Here is a 16,531-nt window from a genome sequence, read left to right on the forward strand (position 1 = left end):
GCCGTACTCTCGCCACGAAGCCACCCTAGCCAAGACAGCTCCCCGGCCGGACCACCGGGCCACCCGGCCGGACCACCCGGGGGTTACAGGTGCCTGTCCGTACCGGCCGGACCACCCGGGGCGTACAGACCTATCCGTACCAGCCGAACCTCTCCGCCATTACCGGCAGCCGGTCCTCGACGAGCGCGTGCGCCGCGGCCCGCGGGGTGCAGCTGTCCGCTTCCGCCCGCTCCAGGACCCTGCCTATCAGGGACCGCATCGAGCGACGGGTGTGGGCGAACGCCTCGTCGGCATCTGCTCCGATGTCCCCGAACAATGTCCACCACCACCAGGCGTTCGTACCGGAGTTGACCACCACGTCCGGCAGCACCGTGATCCCGCGCCTGGCGAGCAGCTCCTCCGCTTCGGGCAGCACCGGCATGTTCGCCGCCTCGACGATCCAACGGGCCCTGACGGAGGCCTGGTTCACGACGTCCACGGCGTACGACACCGCTGCGGGCACGAGTACCTCGGCATCCACCGCAAGCCATGCGTCGGCGGGCAGCTCCTCGTCCCCCGGTCGCAGCGCCCCCCGGTCCACCGTGCCGAACGCGTCCCGCGAGGCGAGCAGGGACTCGACGTCCAGGCCCGCCGGATTGGCGATGGTGCCCTTCACGTCGGCGACGGCGACCACCCTGAGCCCGGCACGGGACAGGAATCGCGCGGTCGCTCCCCCCATCGTGCCGAGGCCCTGCAGGGAGACGCGCGCGCCGCCGTGGGCCACACCGGCCCGGTCGAGCGCGACGAGTGCGGACTCCGCGACACCGCACCCGCCGACCAGTTCGTCCAGTCCGATCCCGTCCACCGTGACCGCGAAGGCGTCCGCCAGACGCCGGCGGGCCGCCGTCTCGTCGTCGAGCAGTGGAAAGACCGCCTGCACGGTCGAGACGAGACCCGCCTCCGCGGCCGCCCGGTCCACCAGGTCCTGGGTGAGCCCCAGATCCTCGCCGGTCGTCCAGACGTGCTCCACGTACGGGCGCACGGCCCGCAGAAAGCGAACGAGAATCCCGAACGCCTCGGGGGCGCGCGGGTCACAGTCGATGCCGCCCTTGGCGCCGCCCAGCGGGATGTAGCGCGCCCGGGTGTTGTCGGCGTCGAAGTGCAGGGCCTCCTTCATGGTCATGCCCCGCGCCAGGCCCGCCACCTCCGCGAGGGTGCAGCCCTGCCTCATGCGCAGCCCTCCGCTCGACACGCCGCGCACCAGGCGGTCCACGACGAGATAGCCCTCGGTCCCGGTGACGTGGTCCGTCCAGGTCAGGGAGATCAGCGGGGCGGTGGAAGGGGGCGTCACGGTGCGGCTCCGGGATGTATCGGCGTAATTTACTGAACAGCGAGTCAGTATCGAGAGGTGTGCGCCGCCTGTCAACGCGCGGAATCCGGCCGGATGCGACCGGTCGGCACCCCGTTCGCGGAATCCTGGAGCCGGTACGGACGTTGGAGTCGGCATGACGGACTTCGAACCAGGGCGCGAGGCGCTGCTCCGGCTCCTCGGCGAGCACGACGGCGGTGTGCTGGTCACGATCAAGCGTGACGGCAGGCCCCAGCTGTCCAATGTGAACCATGCGTACGACCCGGACGAGGGAGTGATCCGGGTGTCCGTCACCGAGGGGCGGGCGAAGACCCGTAACCTCCGCCGGGACCCGCGCGCGAGCTATCACGTGACCAGTCACGACCGGTGGGCATGGGTCGTGGCGGACGTCTCCGCCGAGCTGACTCCGCCGGCCGAGGACCCTCACGACGAGACCGTGGAGCAGCTGGTGCGGCTCTACAGGGACGTCCGGGGTGAGCACCCCGACTGGGACGAGTACCGGCGTGCGATGGTCGAGGAACGCAGGGTCGTCCTGACCCTCCGGATCGAGCACGTGTACGGGCAGCCGCGTGCCTGAGGCTCCACCCGCGGTCGGCGGGGCGCCGGGAGAGTCCGCGGAATGCTCCGTTCACCGCCGATCTCTCGCCCCGTCCGGACTCCCGACCATAATGAGACGACACCCACTCCCTCAGGAGAAGCTGTGACCGGCGCCGACAACCAGCCCTCGCTCCGCACCCGACTGCGCTCGTTGCGTCCGGACGCCTTCGGGGCGGATCCGGCCGGGGCGAGGATGGAGCGGATCCGCCGCTCGCCCAACTTCGCCGACGGGGTCTTCCAGAATCCCGAGGGGACCCGGACCAGGCCGTCGGGGTCGATGCTCGAATTCGCCAAGGTCTTCTTCCGCAAGGAGGAGCGCGTCCGGCGGTTGCCCACGGGCACGGTCCCCATCCACGCCACGACGCTGGCCGATCTGGCCGCACCGCCGGAGACGGGCCTCAGGCTGACCTGGCTGGGCCATTCCAGTGTGCTCACCGAGATCGACGGTGCCCGGGTGCTCTTCGACCCGGTCTGGGGCGAACGCTGCTCGCCGTTCGCCTTCGTCGGGCCCAAGCGCGTGCACCCCGTGCCGTTGCCGCTCGGCTCCCTCGCACCCGTGGACGTCGTGGTGATCTCGCACGACCACTACGACCACTTGGACCTGCCCACCATCAAGGCGTTGGCGGGGACGGACACCGTCTTCGCCGTCCCCCTCGGTGTCGGCGCGCACCTGGAGCGCTGGGGGGTGCCCCTGGACCGCATCCACGAACTCGACTGGAACGAGACCGTGCAGATCGCGGGCATCAGCCTGACCGCCACCCCGGCCCGCCACTTCTGCGGGCGCGGGCTGCGCAACCAGCAGCACACGCTGTGGGCGTCGTGGGTCGTCGCGGGGCCGGACCACCGCGTCTACCACAGCGGGGACACCGGCTACTTCTCCGGGTTCAAGGGGATCGGCGCCGAGCACGGCCCGTTCGACGCGACCATGATCCAGGTGGGTGCCTACTCCCAGTACTGGCCGGAGAACCACACCGGCCGCACCCCGCTTCCCGGAGCGTGGCCGGACATCCACATGTCACCTGCCGAAGGAGTCCAGGCGCACCTGGACCTCCAGGGCGGACGCCCGCACGGGGTGCTGCTGCCGATCCACTGGGGCACCTTCAACCTCGCACTGCATGCCTGGGCCGAGCCGGGTGAGTGGATGAAGGACGCTGCCGAGGAAGCAGGGCAGGTGGCAGTCTTCCCCAGGCCGGGCGAGCCGTTCGAACCGGCGGGGAAGCTTCCGTCGGACGCCTGGTGGCGTGCGGTGTCGGCTCCGGTCGCCCGCCCGTGGCGCCGAGCCGAGAAGGTCGACGCGGCATCGGTTCGGACGTCGGACGTCGACCTGGCCGGAGAGCGCTGACGGGGGACGGAACCGGTGCGCCGATGCGCCGATCCCGGGGAGCTTCGGGCTGACCCGTGACCCGCGGAGCGGGTGGGGATTCGGCGCCCGGCCCCCGCCCCGCCTCGCCCCGGACCCTGTCCGGTCCTGGACACGCTCGCCCCGCCCTCGCCGTGCTTGTGGCGCCCGGTCCTGGAAGCGCTCGCCCTGGCTGCGCCTTCGGCGCCGGTCCTGGCTGTCCTGGCTTCCTCGTTGCCCGCGCGGGCCGTTCGGGTGAGTGACCCGGGCTTCGAGGCCGCCGGGATGACACGAAATTCGAACATGCGATCTAATACGGGAATGGATGGCAGCGTCTTCCCCCACGAACTCGTCCAGGCCCAGCGAGACTGGAACACCGCCTACGCGGAACTGGCCCGGCCACGGGCCCGCCGCTCGACCGAACTGCGTCGGACCCTGCTGCGGCTTTCCGTCTGGATCCAGTGGCATCCGTACTGGACCACCAGCGGCGCCGGCCCGGCCGCCCGGGTGCGGCTGCGCGAAGCCGCGCGCACCCGGACAGGGCGTCAGGGTGTGAGGTCGGCCTGACGCCGTGCCCCGCCCCCGCACTCATCCAGCCGTGATCCGCAGGACGCCTGTCACGGTGCCCTGGAGGTAAGCCCCGTCCGGTGCGACCGTGCCCGCCATCTGCAGGGTGTCGTACAAGGAGCCCACCCCGACCTTCGCGGAACGCGTGACCTCACCGCTGTCGGGGTCGATCTGCACGTAGCGGTACGGGTCGAGGATGCTCGTCCCCCTGGTGCCGGGGATCAGCGGATCACGTACGACTGTGTGGAGCAGCCCGTCGGCCGTCGACAGCTTGGGCACGGCGGCCGAACGCAGGGTGTTGTCCCACTTCAGCGAGCAGCCCGTCCCGTCCGCCCGTACGTCCACCCGGGTGAGCCCACCGGCGAAGTCGGCCGACGCGGGCGCGCTGGCGCCGGCCCCCTCCGGGGCGGCGGGGTACGGGTACCCGTAGGTGCCGGCCACGAAGACGCTGCGTCCGGCACCCACGGGCGAGTTCTCGCTGCCGGGGCCGCCCGACGCCCGGAGTACCGGGACCGAGCAGACGGTCGACCCGTCGGAGGAGCGGTACACCTGGAGGTTCGCCGAGGAGTCGGCGTTGTCGACGACCGTGAGGTACTCCGTCCCCGTTCTCGGGCCGAAGAACGTCGGGGTCGATCCGCTGCCCCAGCTCAGCAGACCGGGCTTCCGAGCCGACCCGCGGTCGTACTCCTTGCGCCAGACGACTTCCGGGGTCCCGTCGGTCGTGGTCAGCAGGTAGGTGGCGTGCGTGGTGGTGACCGCGGTTCCCTCCGGTGCCGTGGAGATGCTGTTGGCGACGCGCTCACCCTCGGGGAGGGCGAGCGCGTTCACTGCCCCGGTGGTCTCGTCCGCCGTCCCGACCACGCCTCCGCCGGTGGCGAACCACACGCGCCCCTTCCAGTCGGGCGACAGTCCTGTTACCGCGTCGCCCTCGGGTATGACCGAAGCGAGGGACAGACTCCGGTCGACGGTGAGGGACCATTTCCCGTCGCTGTTCCTGTGGTGGCCGACGCGCAGCAGGCTGCGGCTGCCGTCCGCGACGACGAGCCGGTCCTGGTGGTCGATGTAGGCGTACACGCCCCCGAGCAGTGACCCCTTGGTGAGTTTCAGGGAGGTGAGGGAGGAGCCGTTGCCCGGATCGAGCAGATGCACCGTCGGAACCTGTCCGAAGATCGGTGTGCACAGGGCCACCGGGTAGCCGTCGGCTCCCACCAGGACGGTCGGGCAGGCGGAGGCGAGCGCGGTGCGTGAGGACGACAGGGCTCCGGTACCGGGACCGGCCAGGGGCGTGGTGTCCGAGGAGCCGGTGTCCCCGTGCATGGTGGCGGTGCCGTCGGGGCCCGCGTAGGGATTGTGCGGGGGCGTCGGGCCGAACGGCGCGGAGGAGAGGGCGGACGCAGGGCCGGCGCATCCCAGGACGAACGCGGCGAGCAGGGCACCGACGGGCTTCCATCGAGCAGTTCGAGCAGTTCGATTGGTTCGATCAGTTGGATCGCTTGGATCGGTTAGGTGGTGACCGCGGAAGGTGGACACGACGAGGTGGTCCTCTCTGGGGCGGAAGTGTGGGAATGGGCGAGGAGTTGGCGGCCGACGGCGCCCCTGCCCCGACACGTAGGACGCGCGTACAGGTCCGTGACGGATGTGCCAGCCCGCGACGCCCATGCCCACCGGCGCTCAAGGCCGGGGGCCGGGCGCGCCGATGTGAGCGGATCCGTGCGTGCCGGGCCGCCGTCAGGAGCGAGGCGCGGACGCCGATGAGCGCCGGTACTCCTTCATGGAGAGGACGAAACCGCGTCCGGTCCGTCGAGGAGCAGGGATGATCGGCGCCGACCGGCCGGCCATCGGCAAGATCAGTACGCTCGGAGACAATAGGCGCGGAGACAGATCGCGCGGAGACACATCACAGGGAGAGAGGCCGCGCGGAGTCAGAGGGCGCGAAGACAGAGTGCGCCGGCGGTACGCGCGAGATCGACGTGGCGTCGTCGCGTGAGTTCCCGGCTGCGCTTCATGCGGGTGATCCAAGCAGCATCGCTGACAAGCGGTCAAGACCGGTCCAGCCCTTGGCGCCCGGTGTCAGGGCACCGTCGTCAGCGACCGGCCCGTGCGGTGCCGATGCCCGGCCCCGGGCCGTGCGCGGCGAGATTTCGGCGGACGGTGCGGCGGGCGCGGTCCGAGCCGGAATGATGGACGGAGCGGCCGTACGTTCGCAGCCGGTGCCGTCCGGCACCCGTGAGACCCAGAGGACCTGATGACCGACGCGAAGCGCTACATCATCGAGTCGTTGGACACCGGACTGCGCCTCATGCGCCTCTTCCTCGTCCACGACAGCCTGTCGGTCACCGGCGCGGCCAGGGAACTCGGAGTGGCGCGCTCCACCGCGCACCGGGTGCTCACCACCTTGGAGGCGCGTGGATTCGCCACCCGGGACACGTCGGGGCGTGGCTATTCCGCGGGACCCGAACTGGTCACCCTGGGACGCCCGGCGGGCTACGGACCGGAGATCGCTGCGCGTCTGGAGATCGTGCTCGACTCGGCGGCGGAAGCGACGGGCGAGACGATCAGTGCCGCTGCCCTGATCGGTGACCAGGTGATCATCACGGACGGCCGGGAGTCCTCGCACGCCGTACGGGTGGTGCTGGAGACCGGCCGGGCCCACCCGGCCCATGCCACGGCGGCGGGCAAGGTGCTGCTGGCGCAGCTGACGACCGAACAGGTCTGCGCCCTCTACCCTTACGAACAGCTGCCAGGGGTCACCGAACGCACCCTGACCTCGCGCACCGCCCTCCTCGCCGAACTGGAGCGCACCCGCGCCTTCGGCCGGGCCGACTGTGCGGGTGAGGCCGCCCGGGGCATGAACGAGGTGGCCGTGCCCCTGATGGGCAGCAGTTGGCGGGACCGATTGGCCCTGACCGCCTCCATGCCCGCGGACCGGGGGAGCGAACCCGAGCTCTCCCGGCACGCCGCGGCGTTGCGTGCGGCCGCGACGTCACTGCCCGCCGCGACGTCACTGCCCCCGGCGGCCCCGTGATCCACGTCGTCCGGGCGATCCTGTCCACGAGGGCCGCCTGATCCATACCGGGGGAGGCCCGGCCCAGGGGTGCTAGTCCCCTCCCCGGGACACCCGTCCCGCTACCGGAACGCCCGTCCCGCTACCGGAGCAAATCGCACGCGCGGACGGCATCCGGCCCTGCGTGCGGTTGCGGCCGCTTATGTAATCGGCTGCTCGTGCGAGGCGTCATACCAGAGCGGGACGCCTGGCGGGCAAGTTCGACAACTGCACGTCGAGCATGGGCGATTGACGACTACCGTGTGTGGTCGGTGATCAACGGTGGGCTCATATCGGTCGAGCCTGCCCCAGCCGTTGACCCGGTCCTGACCGACCACCGTAGGTGTCACCACACGAATGCCGATTCCTGGTGCCCCCACGTACCGAGGACGCTGATGTCTCAACTTCGCGCACCCACCGCGCGACCGGAACGCCGTGAGGGTGGACGGCACGGCCGTCCGGGTGGCCGTTCACACTCGGCACCGAGCCGGCCGCGTGCCGCACAGCCCACAGCACCCGAGGGCCGCCTGCGACCGCAACTGCTGCGCGCCGCCCTCCTGCCGACCGTGGCCGCGGTCCTCAGCGGGGCGGCAGCCGTCATCTTCACCATCCGGGCCTCCGGCGTGCGCCCGTCAGGCAGTCTCGTCGCGGCCCTCGGAGGTTCCGGGGCGCTTGCCGTGGCCGCCGTGGCGGCGGCCTTCATCGGCGCGGGCCGCGTCACCACCGGGGTCCTCGACCGCTGCCTCGCGCTGCGTCGTACGAGTGCCCGTCACCACGCCGAACTCAAAGGGCTGGTGGAGCAGCTCCGCGACGGTGAACCCGTGCCCGCCCGCCCGGCCACGCCTCCCGCCGCTCCCCACGCCGACGCCTTCGACCTGCTCGCCCACGAGATGGGACGCGCGCAGGACGAGGCGGTGACCGCGGTCGTGCAGGCCTCCCAGTTGTTCCGCGGCAACGGGAACGAACAGAAGGTCGAGGTCTTCGTCAACCTCGCCCGGCGGCTTCAGTCCCTGGTGCACCGCGAGATCCAGATCCTCGACGAACTGGAACACGAGGTCGAGGACCCCGACCTGCTCAAGGGGCTCTTCCACGTCGACCATCTCGCCACCCGCATCCGGCGGCACGCCGAGAACCTCGCCGTGCTGGGCGGTGCCGTGTCGCGGCGCCAGTGGAGCAGTCCGGTGACCTTGACCGAAGTGCTGCGCTCGGCGATCGCCGAGGTCGAGCAGTACCCCCGGGTCGAGCTGGTCCCGCCCATCGACGGGACCCTGCGCGGACACGCCGTGGCCGACGTGATCCACCTGCTCGCCGAACTCGTCGAGAACGCAACGGTGTTCTCCGCCCCGCACACCCAGGTCCTGCTGCGCGCACAGCGCGTCACCGCGGGGCTCGCCCTGGAGGTCGAGGACCGCGGGCTCGGTATGCCCGGGCCCGAGCAGAAGCGCATGAACACGCTGCTCTCCGACCCGGACCAGGTCAACGTGGCCCACCTGTTGCAGGACGGTCGCATCGGGCTCTTCGTCGTCGCCTCGCTGGCCCGCAGGCACGGCATCGCCGTGCGGCTGCAGAGCAACATCTACGGGGGCACACAGGCCGTTCTCGTACTGCCCCAAGTCCTCCTGGGCATCGACATCGATGCCACGGCTGCTCCGGGCACGGCGGCCGTGGCGCCCTCCGGGGCCGCGTCCCTCCCCGCCGGCGACGTCCAGCCCGCCGGCCCCGCGCCACAGCCGTTCCCCGGCCAGGGACAGCAGCCCGCATCCGGGGGGCGCCAGGAACAGGGGCCGCCGCTGCCGCTGCGCGCTGAACGGGTCGACCGTCCGAACCCGGCCGCCTTTCCCCCGGTCGCCCGGACCGCGGAACCTCTGGGTCCTCCGGGGGCGGGGGTGTCCGAGGCGGCCCTCGCTCCGGCCGTGTCCGCCGAAGGCACCGGCACTCACTCAGCCCCAGCCCCGGCCCCGGCTCCGGCGGCGGCGCCCGAGGGCGCGGGCCGCCCGCAGCTTCCGAGGCGCAGCAACCAAGAGCATCTGGTTCCCCAGCTCCGCGAGGCACCCGTCCCGAGAGCCGAGGACGACAACGCCCTGCACGACCCGGGCCTGATGGCCGCCTTCCGTCGCGGGATCGATCTGGCGGAGGCCCAGACCGCCGACGAGGTGGAACCCGCCGGGTTTTACGGCGCGGCGGGCGCCGAGCCCGTGACCACGGCCGTGACCGTCGGCGCACAGCGTTCCCACGGCCTCGCCCCGCTCCCCTTCCGAGGATCGGCCGGAACCGTCGCGGCCGGAACGGATCCGCGAGGCACGGGCCGTCCGGTACCGCAGCCGCCCGATCAGGACCCCCGAACCGAGAACTCGTTCAAGGAGTAGATGCACCATGACCAGCGAAATGCCGTCCGGTCAGGTCTCGGACCTCGACTGGCTGCTGAGCGGCCTCGTCCAGCGTGTGCCCTACACGCGCAGTGCGGTCCTCCTCTCCGCCGACGGGCTGGTGAAGTCCGTCCACGGAATGGACGCGGACAGCGCCGACCACATGGCCGCGCTGGCCGCCGGCCTGTACTCCCTCGGCCGCAGCGCGGGCGCCCGCTTCGGTGACAACGGGGATGTGCGGCAGGTCGTCGTCGAACTCGACTCGACACTGCTCTTCGTCTCGACCGCGGGTTCCGGAACCTGCCTCGCCGTCCTCGCCGGCCGCGAGGCGGACGCCGCTGTCCTCGGCTACGAGATGGCCATGCTCGTCAAGAGTGTGCGGCCCTACCTGACGACGCCGCTCCGGCAGCCGGCCGGAGCGCCGTTCACTCCGGGGCTGTGAGGGTGCCGGCCCCGCAGGACGGGCCGTTGCTCGACGACGCGGCCGGCCGGCTCATCCGCCCGTACACCGTGAGCAACGGCCGCACGAGGCCGACCACTGTTCTCGATCTGCTCTCTCTCGTGATGGCCACGGGAAACACACCTCGGGCGTACCTCGGCCCCGAACACACCGTCGCGCTGGAACTCTGCGAAGGCCCCACCTCCGTGGCCGAGGTCGCCGCCCACCTCCGGCTGCCCGCGGTCGTCACCAAGGTCGTCCTGTCCGACCTGGTCGACTGCGGGGCGGTCACCGCACACGCCCCCGCATTTCATGACATGCCCACCGACCGATCTCTGCTGGAGGCAGTGCTCGATGGTCTACGACGACAGCTCTGACAGCTCCGAATACTTTCCCGTGGCCCTCAAAATCCTGGTCGCGGGTGGGTTCGGCGTCGGCAAGACGACGTTCGTGGGCGCCGTCAGCGAGATCGCGCCGTTGAGCACGGAGGAGCTGCTGACGCAGGTCAGCGCTGCCACGGACAGTCTCGAAGGCATCGAATCCAAGACCGCGACGACCGTGGCCATGGACTTCGGACGGATCACGCTCTCCGAACAGCACGTTCTCTATCTGTTCGGCACCCCCGGTCAGGAGCGGTTCTGGTTCATGTGGGACGAGTTGTCCAAGGGTGCGCTGGGCGCGGTCGTGCTGGCCGACACCCGGCGGCTGGCCGAATGCTTCGCCGCCGTGGACTTCTTCGAGCGGCGCGGCATCGGTTTCATCGTCGCCGTCAACGAGTTCGACGGCGCCTACCGCTATGAGCCGGACGAGGTGCGTGCGGCACTCGACCTCGGGCCGGAGGTCCCGGTCGTGCTCTGTGACGCCCGCATCGCGAGCTCGGGGACCGGTGCGCTGGTCACCCTCGTCCAGCACCTGATCAACGCCACCGCGCCGGCCCCGCTTTCCGGCTCCGGGGCCGCTCAGGCCTGAACCGGGCGCGTCCCGTCGCGCGGGAGGTGGAGGGCCGGCCGACCCTCCACCCGCCTGCGCCGACAGCGGATGCGTCTGCGGCGGCTCCGTACGGCGTTTGGCCCGCGTGCGTCGTGATCCCGGCGCGTTCAGCGCGTTCAGCCTTCAGGTCAGGTCGTCAGGTCAGGTCAGGGCGAACGCGTCCGCGAGCTGGTCGAGCTGCGTGGTGAGCAGGGTGTCGCCGGTGTGTCCCATCCCCGCGAACTGTCCCGCCGCCTCCAGCCCGACCGAGCCGTGCAACTGCGCCCACACGAGGACTGCGCCCGCCAGTCCGTACGCCGCGCGCCGTTGGTCGCCGGCGGCGTCCGGGGCGTAACCGGCGACCCAGGAAGCCACCCCCGCGGCGTCGGCGGCGAGCCATGCCGTCATCTCGGCCACCAGGGCGGAGTGGCTCGTCCCCGGTGAGCCGTCGGCGAAGAGCGGAAGGAACGGGCCGAGAACCGCCCTCGCCCGGTCGCGCGTGTCGTCCGGGGCGATGTAGCCGGGGACGGGAGCGCCCTGGATCAGCAGGTAGCGGTGCGGCTCGGCCACCGCCCAGGCCCGGTAGGCCCCTGCCAGTGCGTGCAGGCGTGCGCGCGGGCCCAACTCCCCGGCCTCCGCCTCGGCGGCCGCGTGGGCGACGGCCGAAGCCGCGTCGTCGTAGGCATCGCGGATCAGCGCGCTCAGGAGGTCGTCCCGGCTGGCGAAGTAGCGGTAGAGCGCAGGTCCTGACAGACCCATCTCCTTGGCGATTCGGGTCAGTGCGAGCGCCCCGGCCCCCGATTCGGCCAGCTGACGCAGCGCGGTGTCCTTGATCTCCGCCCGGGTCTGCTCCCGGTACCTGGCGCGCGGGCCTTCCTGCGCTCGGGCCATCACCGGCTCCTCCAGTCGATAGACGACGCATGCGAGGCGCTGCGAGGCGCGCTCACTTTTGTTACGGAGTCTAACCCTGCCTCTTGTGATACATCATCGCTGGAGTTACAGTCTCTAACAGAAGGAAGAGTGCATCACGATAAGCGTTGTCGTTCTTGAGGCGAAGGGGCACACCATGACCACCGCATCCGCTCCCCATGTCGTGCTCGGCGCTGGTCCGGCAGGCACCGCTCTCGCCCGTGAGCTCTCCGGGCCGGGTCGTAGCGTCCGCCTCGTCGACCGCAAAGGGCGGGGCTCCGCCATTGACGGCGTGGACCGGTTCGCCGCCGACGTGTCGACCGCCGAAGGTGCACGTGCGGCCGTCGAGGGTGCGGCCGTCGTGTACCACTGCGTCAACGTCGGCTACCACCTGCAGGTCGAGGTCATGCCCCGCATCCAGGCGGCGGTCCTGGCGGCCGCGGAAGCGACGGGCGCACGCCTGGTCGTCCTCGACACGCTCTACCCGTACGGCGAGACCCATGGTGCCGTGATGACGGAGGACACCCCGTGGCGGGCGACCAGCCGCAAGGGAGTGATGCGCGCCGAGCTCGACGCCCGCTATCTCGCGGCGCACGCGGAAGGCAGGCTGCGCGTCGCCCTCGGCCGGTCCGCCGACTTCGTGGGTCCCGGGGTGCTCGGCTCGACGCTGGGAGGAGCCGTCTTCCCCGCGGCGCTCACCGGGGGAGAGGTGCCCGCACTCGGGGACATCGATCTGCCGCACAGCTACACGTACCTAGGTGACGTCGCGGCGGGACTGGCCGCGCTCGGCGAGAATCCGGACGCGGACGGGCGCGTGTGGCACCTTCCCACGGAGCCCGCGGTCACCACCCGGGAGGTGTACGCCATGATCGAGGAGCGCGTCGGCCGGCCCCTCGACCTCGTGGTGATCGCCGAACCGCGCCCCTTCGGGCCCTTCGACGAGGTCTTCATGGCGGAGTATGCCGAGATGTTCTACCAGCACACCGAGGGGCAGACGGTCGATTCCTCCGCGATCGAGGAGACGTTCGGGCTCTCGCCGAATCCGCTCCGCGACAGTGTGGACATCACGCTCGACTGGTACCGGGGCTTCCTGGCCGGCCGCTGACGACCGGCCGTTGACGGCCGTCCACCAGGTGTGGTCGCGGTGGGCGAGGGCCGCTCGGAGGGCGCCGATGCCGCACGCCGGTGCCGGCGCGGTTCTGCCCTCGCCCGCCTGGCAAGGGCCCGGGTGGCGGGCCTGACCGGTGCGTTCCGCTCCTCCGCAGGGCCGGTCGGCACGGCGTGCCGTCCCAGGTCGTGGTGGTCCACGGCCGACGGGACCGAGATCAGCGACGGGAAACGGGTTCGTGAGCACCGGTACAAGTGCGGTATTGTTCTCATGCGCGTTCGGCCCAGGGGAAACCCCAGGTCAGACGGTCAGCGGGACGTGGCGCAGCTTGGTAGCGCACTTGACTGGGGGTCAAGGGGTCGCAGGTTCAAATCCTGTCGTCCCGACTCGTGAGAGTCGTTGTTCGAGGGGCCGGATCGGAACATTCCGATCCGGCCCCTCGAACGTTTTCCGGAGTATGCCCTGCCGTAGCGATGCCCAATGTCCGATGCCCGTCGCTCCCGGACGGTGCGGGGGCCGACGGGCGAGGCGGTGTGACGTGTTCGCGATCGGCGGGCCGCACCCAATGTGTCCGGTGCGGCCCCCCAGAGGCAGAGGCGTCGAAGTGATCAGGCGGTCTCGCCGGGGCCGGCGCCGATGCCCGCTCCCTCGGCCTTCTTGATGCCCTTGGTGATGTCGTCGAGGACCGAGAGCTTCGGCGCCTTCGCGTTTACGTCGAAGCCGGAGCGGATGACGACCAGCATGCTCTTCAGGTTGGGGGAGGGGAAGGCGAGCGATTCGACGTAGCCGTCGTCGCCGTTCTTCGTCACCACCTTCCAGCGCACCTTGTAGCCCTTCTGACCGGCGACCGTGACGGCCTCGGAGACGAGTTCCTCGTGCGAGGTGATTCCGCCGTAGATCTTCTCGCCGTACGACTCCTCCGCGTTCGTCCTGATGTCCGCCTCGGCCGCTGCTTTCGCCGTGGTCGGCTTGATCTTCAGGGCCTGGGCCGGGGCGGAGAAGATTCCGCCCCGTACGCACTTCTGGGACGTGTCGCCGGGGCAGGCGTAGTCGCCTGTGGTCAGGCCGGCGCCGATCGGGCCGGACTGGCCCGTCCAGCCGTCCGGCACGGGGATGCTGATGCCGCTGGCCGCGTCGGTCGCGTACCCCTTCTCGGTCTCGGGCATCTGCCGGCCCGGGTTCCCGCCCTCGCCGCCGTCCGGGCCGCTGTTGTCGCCGCGCCCCTGGCCGCCGTCAGGTGCGCCGGGGAGACGGGGGCTCTCCGAGGGGTTCGGGGGCGCCCCCGCGGAGGCGTTGTCCGTGTCGTCGGAGCTGCTGTTGCCCAGCATGTAGGCGCCGCCGCCGACGGCGGCCAGGAGCACGACACCGGCGGCTATTCCCGCCCCGATGCGTATCCGCCGGCGTCGGAGGGTCGCCGGGGCGATCCGGAGCTGGTCGGTCCAGCGGCTTCCGTCCCACCAGCGTTCCTGCGCGGGGCCGATTCCTGAGTGCCCGGGGTCTGAGTGCCAGCCGGGCGGGGTCGTCTGCGTCACGAGAGCACCGTAGGCGCACTGACTGAGAATCGTATGAAACTCACAGGGTGGTCGTCGTCACGTTCCCTGGCGCTCGCGTCCCTGTGCGTGCACGCGGTTGCGGCGCTCACGCCGACCGCGCCCGAGCTCCGGCCGCGCCGGTCCTACGGCTCGATCAGTCCGGCCCTGATGGCGTACCGGGTGAGCTCCAGGCGGTCTCGGAGGCCGAGCTTCTGGAGCAGGTTGGCCCGGTGGCGTTCCACCGTCTTCGGGCTGATCACCAGGAGGCCCGCGATCTCCTTCGAGGAATGGCCTTCGGCGACCAGCTTGAGGATCTCCTCCTCCCGCTCCGTGATCGCCCGCGCGGGCAGGTCTCCGCCCTCCTCGGCCCGGTCCAGGTAGTTCCGGATGAGGGCCGTCACCGCGCCCGGGTAGAGGAACGGCTCGTCGCGCATGGCCGCCCGGCACGCCTCTACCAGGTCCCGGTCGGCGACCGACTTCAGCACGAACCCCGAGGCGCCGGCCTTCAGAGCCTCGAAGAAGTACTGCTCGTTGTCGTACATCGTGAGCATGAGGATGCGCAGGCCGGGCATGACCCGGGAGAGTTCGCGAGCGGCCTGGAGGCCCGTCAGGCGTGGCATGGCGATGTCGAGCACCGCAAGGTCCGGGCGCTCCGCGCGCGCCATCTCGATCGCCTCGGCGCCGTCGCCCGCCTCGGCGACCACCTGGAGGTCCGGTTCGCCGTCCAGGATCAGCCGCACACCCCGGCGTACCAGGGCGTGGTCGTCGGCGAGCAGGATGCGGGTCGGGGCGGAGCCGGTGGGGGTGTGGGGCATCGTCAGGCACTTCCGTTCCGTACGGGCACGTCGAGGCGTACGTCGGTGCCGCCCGTGGCCCCGGTACCGATGGTGAGCGTGGCGCCGATGAGCAGGGCGCGTTCGCGCATGCCGCGCAGGCCGGCGTTCTCCGGGACGTCCCCGATGCCCCGGCCGTCGTCCTGGACGCGGAGTTCCACACCGGCCGCGCTCCGCCGCAGGGAGAGTTCGAGCACGGTGGCCCCCGCGTGCCGGACGGTGTTCGTGACGCACTCCTGGGCGATGCGGTAGACGACCAGCTCGGCCTCCTCGCCGAGTTCGGGGAGGTCCTTCTCCAGGCGCCGCCTGATGGCCAGCCCGTTGGGGGTCGGTGTCTCGGTGGACAGGGCCGTCAGTGCGCTGACCAGACCCAGTTCCTCCAGCACCCCGGGGCGCAGCCGCCGGGCGATCCGGCGGATCTCGTCCAGACCGCCCCGGGTGATCTCCTGGACCTGTGCCAGTTCGTCCCGCAACGGGGCCGGTGCGTGGCCGGTGACCCGCTTGAGTTCGAGCAGGACCGCGGTCATGGTCTGGCCCACCTCGTCGTGCAGTTCCCGGGCCACACGGCGGCGTTCCGCCTCCTGGGCCCAGAGAGCCCGTGCGCTGCTGGTCGCGCGTTCCGCCTCCAGACGGTCGAGCATGCTGTTGAACGTCTCGATGAGAGCCGCGACCTCCCCCTCCCCGGCGACCTCGGGACGGGGCCGCGGGCTGAGCAGGTCGATGGTCGTCATCGCCTTGGTGACCCGTTGCAGCGGAGCGAGCCCCAGCCGCAGCAGGAGGGCGTTGGCGCCGAGCATCAGCGCCATGCCGCCGGCCAGGATGAGGGCCTCGGTCAGTACGACGGGAGCCGAGACGGTGATCGGGCCGAGCAGCAGGAGTGCCCCGGCGGCCACCAGCACCGCGGCGTTGAGCAGGAAGATGCGCCAGAACAGGGACAAGACCGCTGGGCCTCCTTCGGACGGGTACGCGGGCGATCTGCCTCCCACTATGGCCGTTCCGTGACGGCGTAGGGCTGCACGAAGGCTCCTCAGTCGCGTCTGCATGGCAGACCCCCCGCAAGATGGGTGCCAACCCCTATGGTCTCCGGCCCCCGTTCGCCCCGACGATGGAATCGGCCCAACGGGTGCTGATCCGGGAGGGAGTCACCATGTCCGACGACTACGAGGGGCTGAGCGGTCTCGGGGGCGGGCCCCAGGAGGCCGGGCCCGAACGCGGGGGTGCGCCTCGGCGCGACACCCCGCGCGGGCGCGGCTACGGCCGTGCCTGGCTGTGGCTCGCCCTCGGCATCGCGGGGCTGGGGGCCGGGATCGTCATCGGCCACGGCCTGCTCATCGCCGCGGGCCTGGTGCTGGCCGGTGCGGCCGGCCAGCTCTTCGACCCGGAGCGGCGCAGGACCCGGAGGCGGATGCCCCGCCCTCGGTGAATCGTCTTCGCCGAATCGCGTTCGCCGAATCGCGTTCGCTGCACGGCGGGTACGGTCC

Annotated in this window: 17 protein-coding genes and 1 tRNA gene; 11 read left to right on the top strand and 7 right to left on the bottom strand. The window is 71.3% G+C overall.

Annotated elements, in window-relative coordinates; translation table 11 throughout:
- Positions 1–130 precede the first annotated feature (130 nt).
- Positions 131–1,330: a Glu/Leu/Phe/Val dehydrogenase dimerization domain-containing protein gene (locus tag ACFYY2_RS00585; RefSeq protein WP_388735135.1), complete on the bottom strand. Its 1,200-nt coding sequence runs from the start codon at positions 1,328–1,330 to the stop codon at positions 131–133.
- 154 nt (positions 1,331–1,484) lie between these two features.
- Here ACFYY2_RS00585 and ACFYY2_RS00590 point away from each other — a divergent pair, with 154 nt between their 5' ends.
- The 3 genes from ACFYY2_RS00590 to ACFYY2_RS00600 all read left to right on the top strand — a co-directional run bounded on the left by ACFYY2_RS00590 (position 1,485) and on the right by ACFYY2_RS00600 (position 3,851).
- Positions 1,485–1,925 (top strand): PPOX class F420-dependent oxidoreductase, encoded by a 441-nt coding sequence (locus ACFYY2_RS00590; RefSeq protein ID WP_388735136.1) that lies wholly within the window; start codon positions 1,485–1,487, stop codon positions 1,923–1,925.
- A gap of 123 nt (positions 1,926–2,048) precedes the next feature.
- A complete protein-coding gene (locus ACFYY2_RS00595) occupies positions 2,049–3,287 on the top strand; it encodes an MBL fold metallo-hydrolase (RefSeq protein WP_388735138.1) in 1,239 nt (412 codons plus the stop codon).
- Between the two features lie 318 nt (positions 3,288–3,605).
- On the top strand, positions 3,606–3,851 hold the full coding sequence (locus tag ACFYY2_RS00600; protein WP_388735140.1) for a hypothetical protein: 246 nt from the start codon (positions 3,606–3,608) through the stop codon (positions 3,849–3,851).
- Between the two features lie 21 nt (positions 3,852–3,872).
- Here the strand turns inward: ACFYY2_RS00600 and ACFYY2_RS00605 are convergent, their stop codons facing one another.
- Both ACFYY2_RS00605 and ACFYY2_RS00610 read right to left on the bottom strand, forming a co-directional pair.
- The gene (locus ACFYY2_RS00605) at positions 3,873–5,168 is read right to left on the bottom strand and encodes a hypothetical protein (protein WP_388735142.1); all 1,296 of its coding nucleotides are present in this window, start codon (positions 5,166–5,168) and stop codon (positions 3,873–3,875) included.
- Between the two features lie 605 nt (positions 5,169–5,773).
- Entirely contained in the window at positions 5,774–5,857 is an 84-nt protein-coding gene (locus tag ACFYY2_RS00610) for a putative leader peptide (protein ID WP_388736749.1), read from the bottom strand.
- A gap of 239 nt (positions 5,858–6,096) precedes the next feature.
- Between ACFYY2_RS00610 and ACFYY2_RS00615 the strand changes: the two genes are divergently transcribed.
- From ACFYY2_RS00615 to ACFYY2_RS00635, 5 genes are all read left to right on the top strand, one after another.
- The gene (locus ACFYY2_RS00615) at positions 6,097–6,876 is read left to right on the top strand and encodes an IclR family transcriptional regulator (RefSeq protein WP_388735144.1); all 780 of its coding nucleotides are present in this window, start codon (positions 6,097–6,099) and stop codon (positions 6,874–6,876) included.
- Positions 6,877–7,289: 413 nt separating this feature from the next.
- The gene (locus ACFYY2_RS00620; protein WP_388735146.1) at positions 7,290–9,260 is read left to right on the top strand and encodes an ATP-binding protein; all 1,971 of its coding nucleotides are present in this window, start codon (positions 7,290–7,292) and stop codon (positions 9,258–9,260) included.
- 7 nt (positions 9,261–9,267) lie between these two features.
- Complete coding sequence (locus ACFYY2_RS00625) at positions 9,268–9,702, top strand: roadblock/LC7 domain-containing protein (protein ID WP_388735148.1); 435 nt, start codon at positions 9,268–9,270, stop codon at positions 9,700–9,702.
- A 2-nt stretch (positions 9,703–9,704) separates the two neighbouring features.
- On the top strand, positions 9,705–10,076 hold the full coding sequence (locus ACFYY2_RS00630; RefSeq protein ID WP_388736752.1) for a DUF742 domain-containing protein: 372 nt from the start codon (positions 9,705–9,707) through the stop codon (positions 10,074–10,076).
- Positions 10,054–10,668 carry an ATP/GTP-binding protein gene (locus ACFYY2_RS00635; protein WP_388735150.1) on the top strand — a complete coding sequence of 205 codons (615 nt, stop codon included), beginning with the start codon at positions 10,054–10,056 and terminating at the stop codon, positions 10,666–10,668. The genes ACFYY2_RS00630 and ACFYY2_RS00635 overlap by 23 nt, the downstream gene beginning before the upstream one ends.
- 162 nt (positions 10,669–10,830) lie before the next feature.
- Here the strand turns inward: ACFYY2_RS00635 and ACFYY2_RS00640 are convergent, their stop codons facing one another.
- Positions 10,831–11,559 carry a TetR/AcrR family transcriptional regulator gene (locus ACFYY2_RS00640; RefSeq protein ID WP_388735152.1) on the bottom strand — a complete coding sequence of 243 codons (729 nt, stop codon included), beginning with the start codon at positions 11,557–11,559 and terminating at the stop codon, positions 10,831–10,833.
- 175 nt (positions 11,560–11,734) lie between these two features.
- Between ACFYY2_RS00640 and ACFYY2_RS00645 the strand changes: the two genes are divergently transcribed.
- Together ACFYY2_RS00645 and ACFYY2_RS00650 are read left to right on the top strand one after the other, a co-directional pair.
- Positions 11,735–12,682, top strand: a complete 948-nt coding sequence (locus tag ACFYY2_RS00645) for an NAD-dependent epimerase/dehydratase family protein (RefSeq protein WP_388735154.1) — start codon at positions 11,735–11,737, stop codon at positions 12,680–12,682.
- Positions 12,683–12,997: 315 nt separating this feature from the next.
- Positions 12,998–13,071, top strand: a tRNA-Pro gene (locus ACFYY2_RS00650).
- Between the two features lie 222 nt (positions 13,072–13,293).
- Here ACFYY2_RS00650 and ACFYY2_RS00655 read toward each other — a convergent pair.
- The 3 genes from ACFYY2_RS00655 to ACFYY2_RS00665 form a co-directional block, all read right to left on the bottom strand.
- The gene (locus tag ACFYY2_RS00655; RefSeq protein WP_388735156.1) at positions 13,294–14,217 is read right to left on the bottom strand and encodes a DUF2510 domain-containing protein; all 924 of its coding nucleotides are present in this window, start codon (positions 14,215–14,217) and stop codon (positions 13,294–13,296) included.
- A 143-nt stretch (positions 14,218–14,360) separates the two neighbouring features.
- Positions 14,361–15,032 (bottom strand): response regulator, encoded by a 672-nt coding sequence (locus tag ACFYY2_RS00660; RefSeq protein WP_388735158.1) that lies wholly within the window; start codon positions 15,030–15,032, stop codon positions 14,361–14,363.
- 2 nt (positions 15,033–15,034) lie between these two features.
- On the bottom strand, positions 15,035–15,988 hold the full coding sequence (locus tag ACFYY2_RS00665) for a HAMP domain-containing sensor histidine kinase (protein WP_388735160.1): 954 nt from the start codon (positions 15,986–15,988) through the stop codon (positions 15,035–15,037).
- 209 nt (positions 15,989–16,197) lie between these two features.
- Here ACFYY2_RS00665 and ACFYY2_RS00670 point away from each other — a divergent pair, with 209 nt between their 5' ends.
- On the top strand, positions 16,198–16,473 hold the full coding sequence (locus ACFYY2_RS00670; RefSeq protein ID WP_388735162.1) for a hypothetical protein: 276 nt from the start codon (positions 16,198–16,200) through the stop codon (positions 16,471–16,473).
- Positions 16,474–16,531: the final 58 nt, after the last annotated feature.

Source organism: Streptomyces sp. NPDC001822, from assembly GCF_042892135.1.
GTDB lineage: Bacteria > Actinomycetota > Actinomycetes > Streptomycetales > Streptomycetaceae > Streptomyces.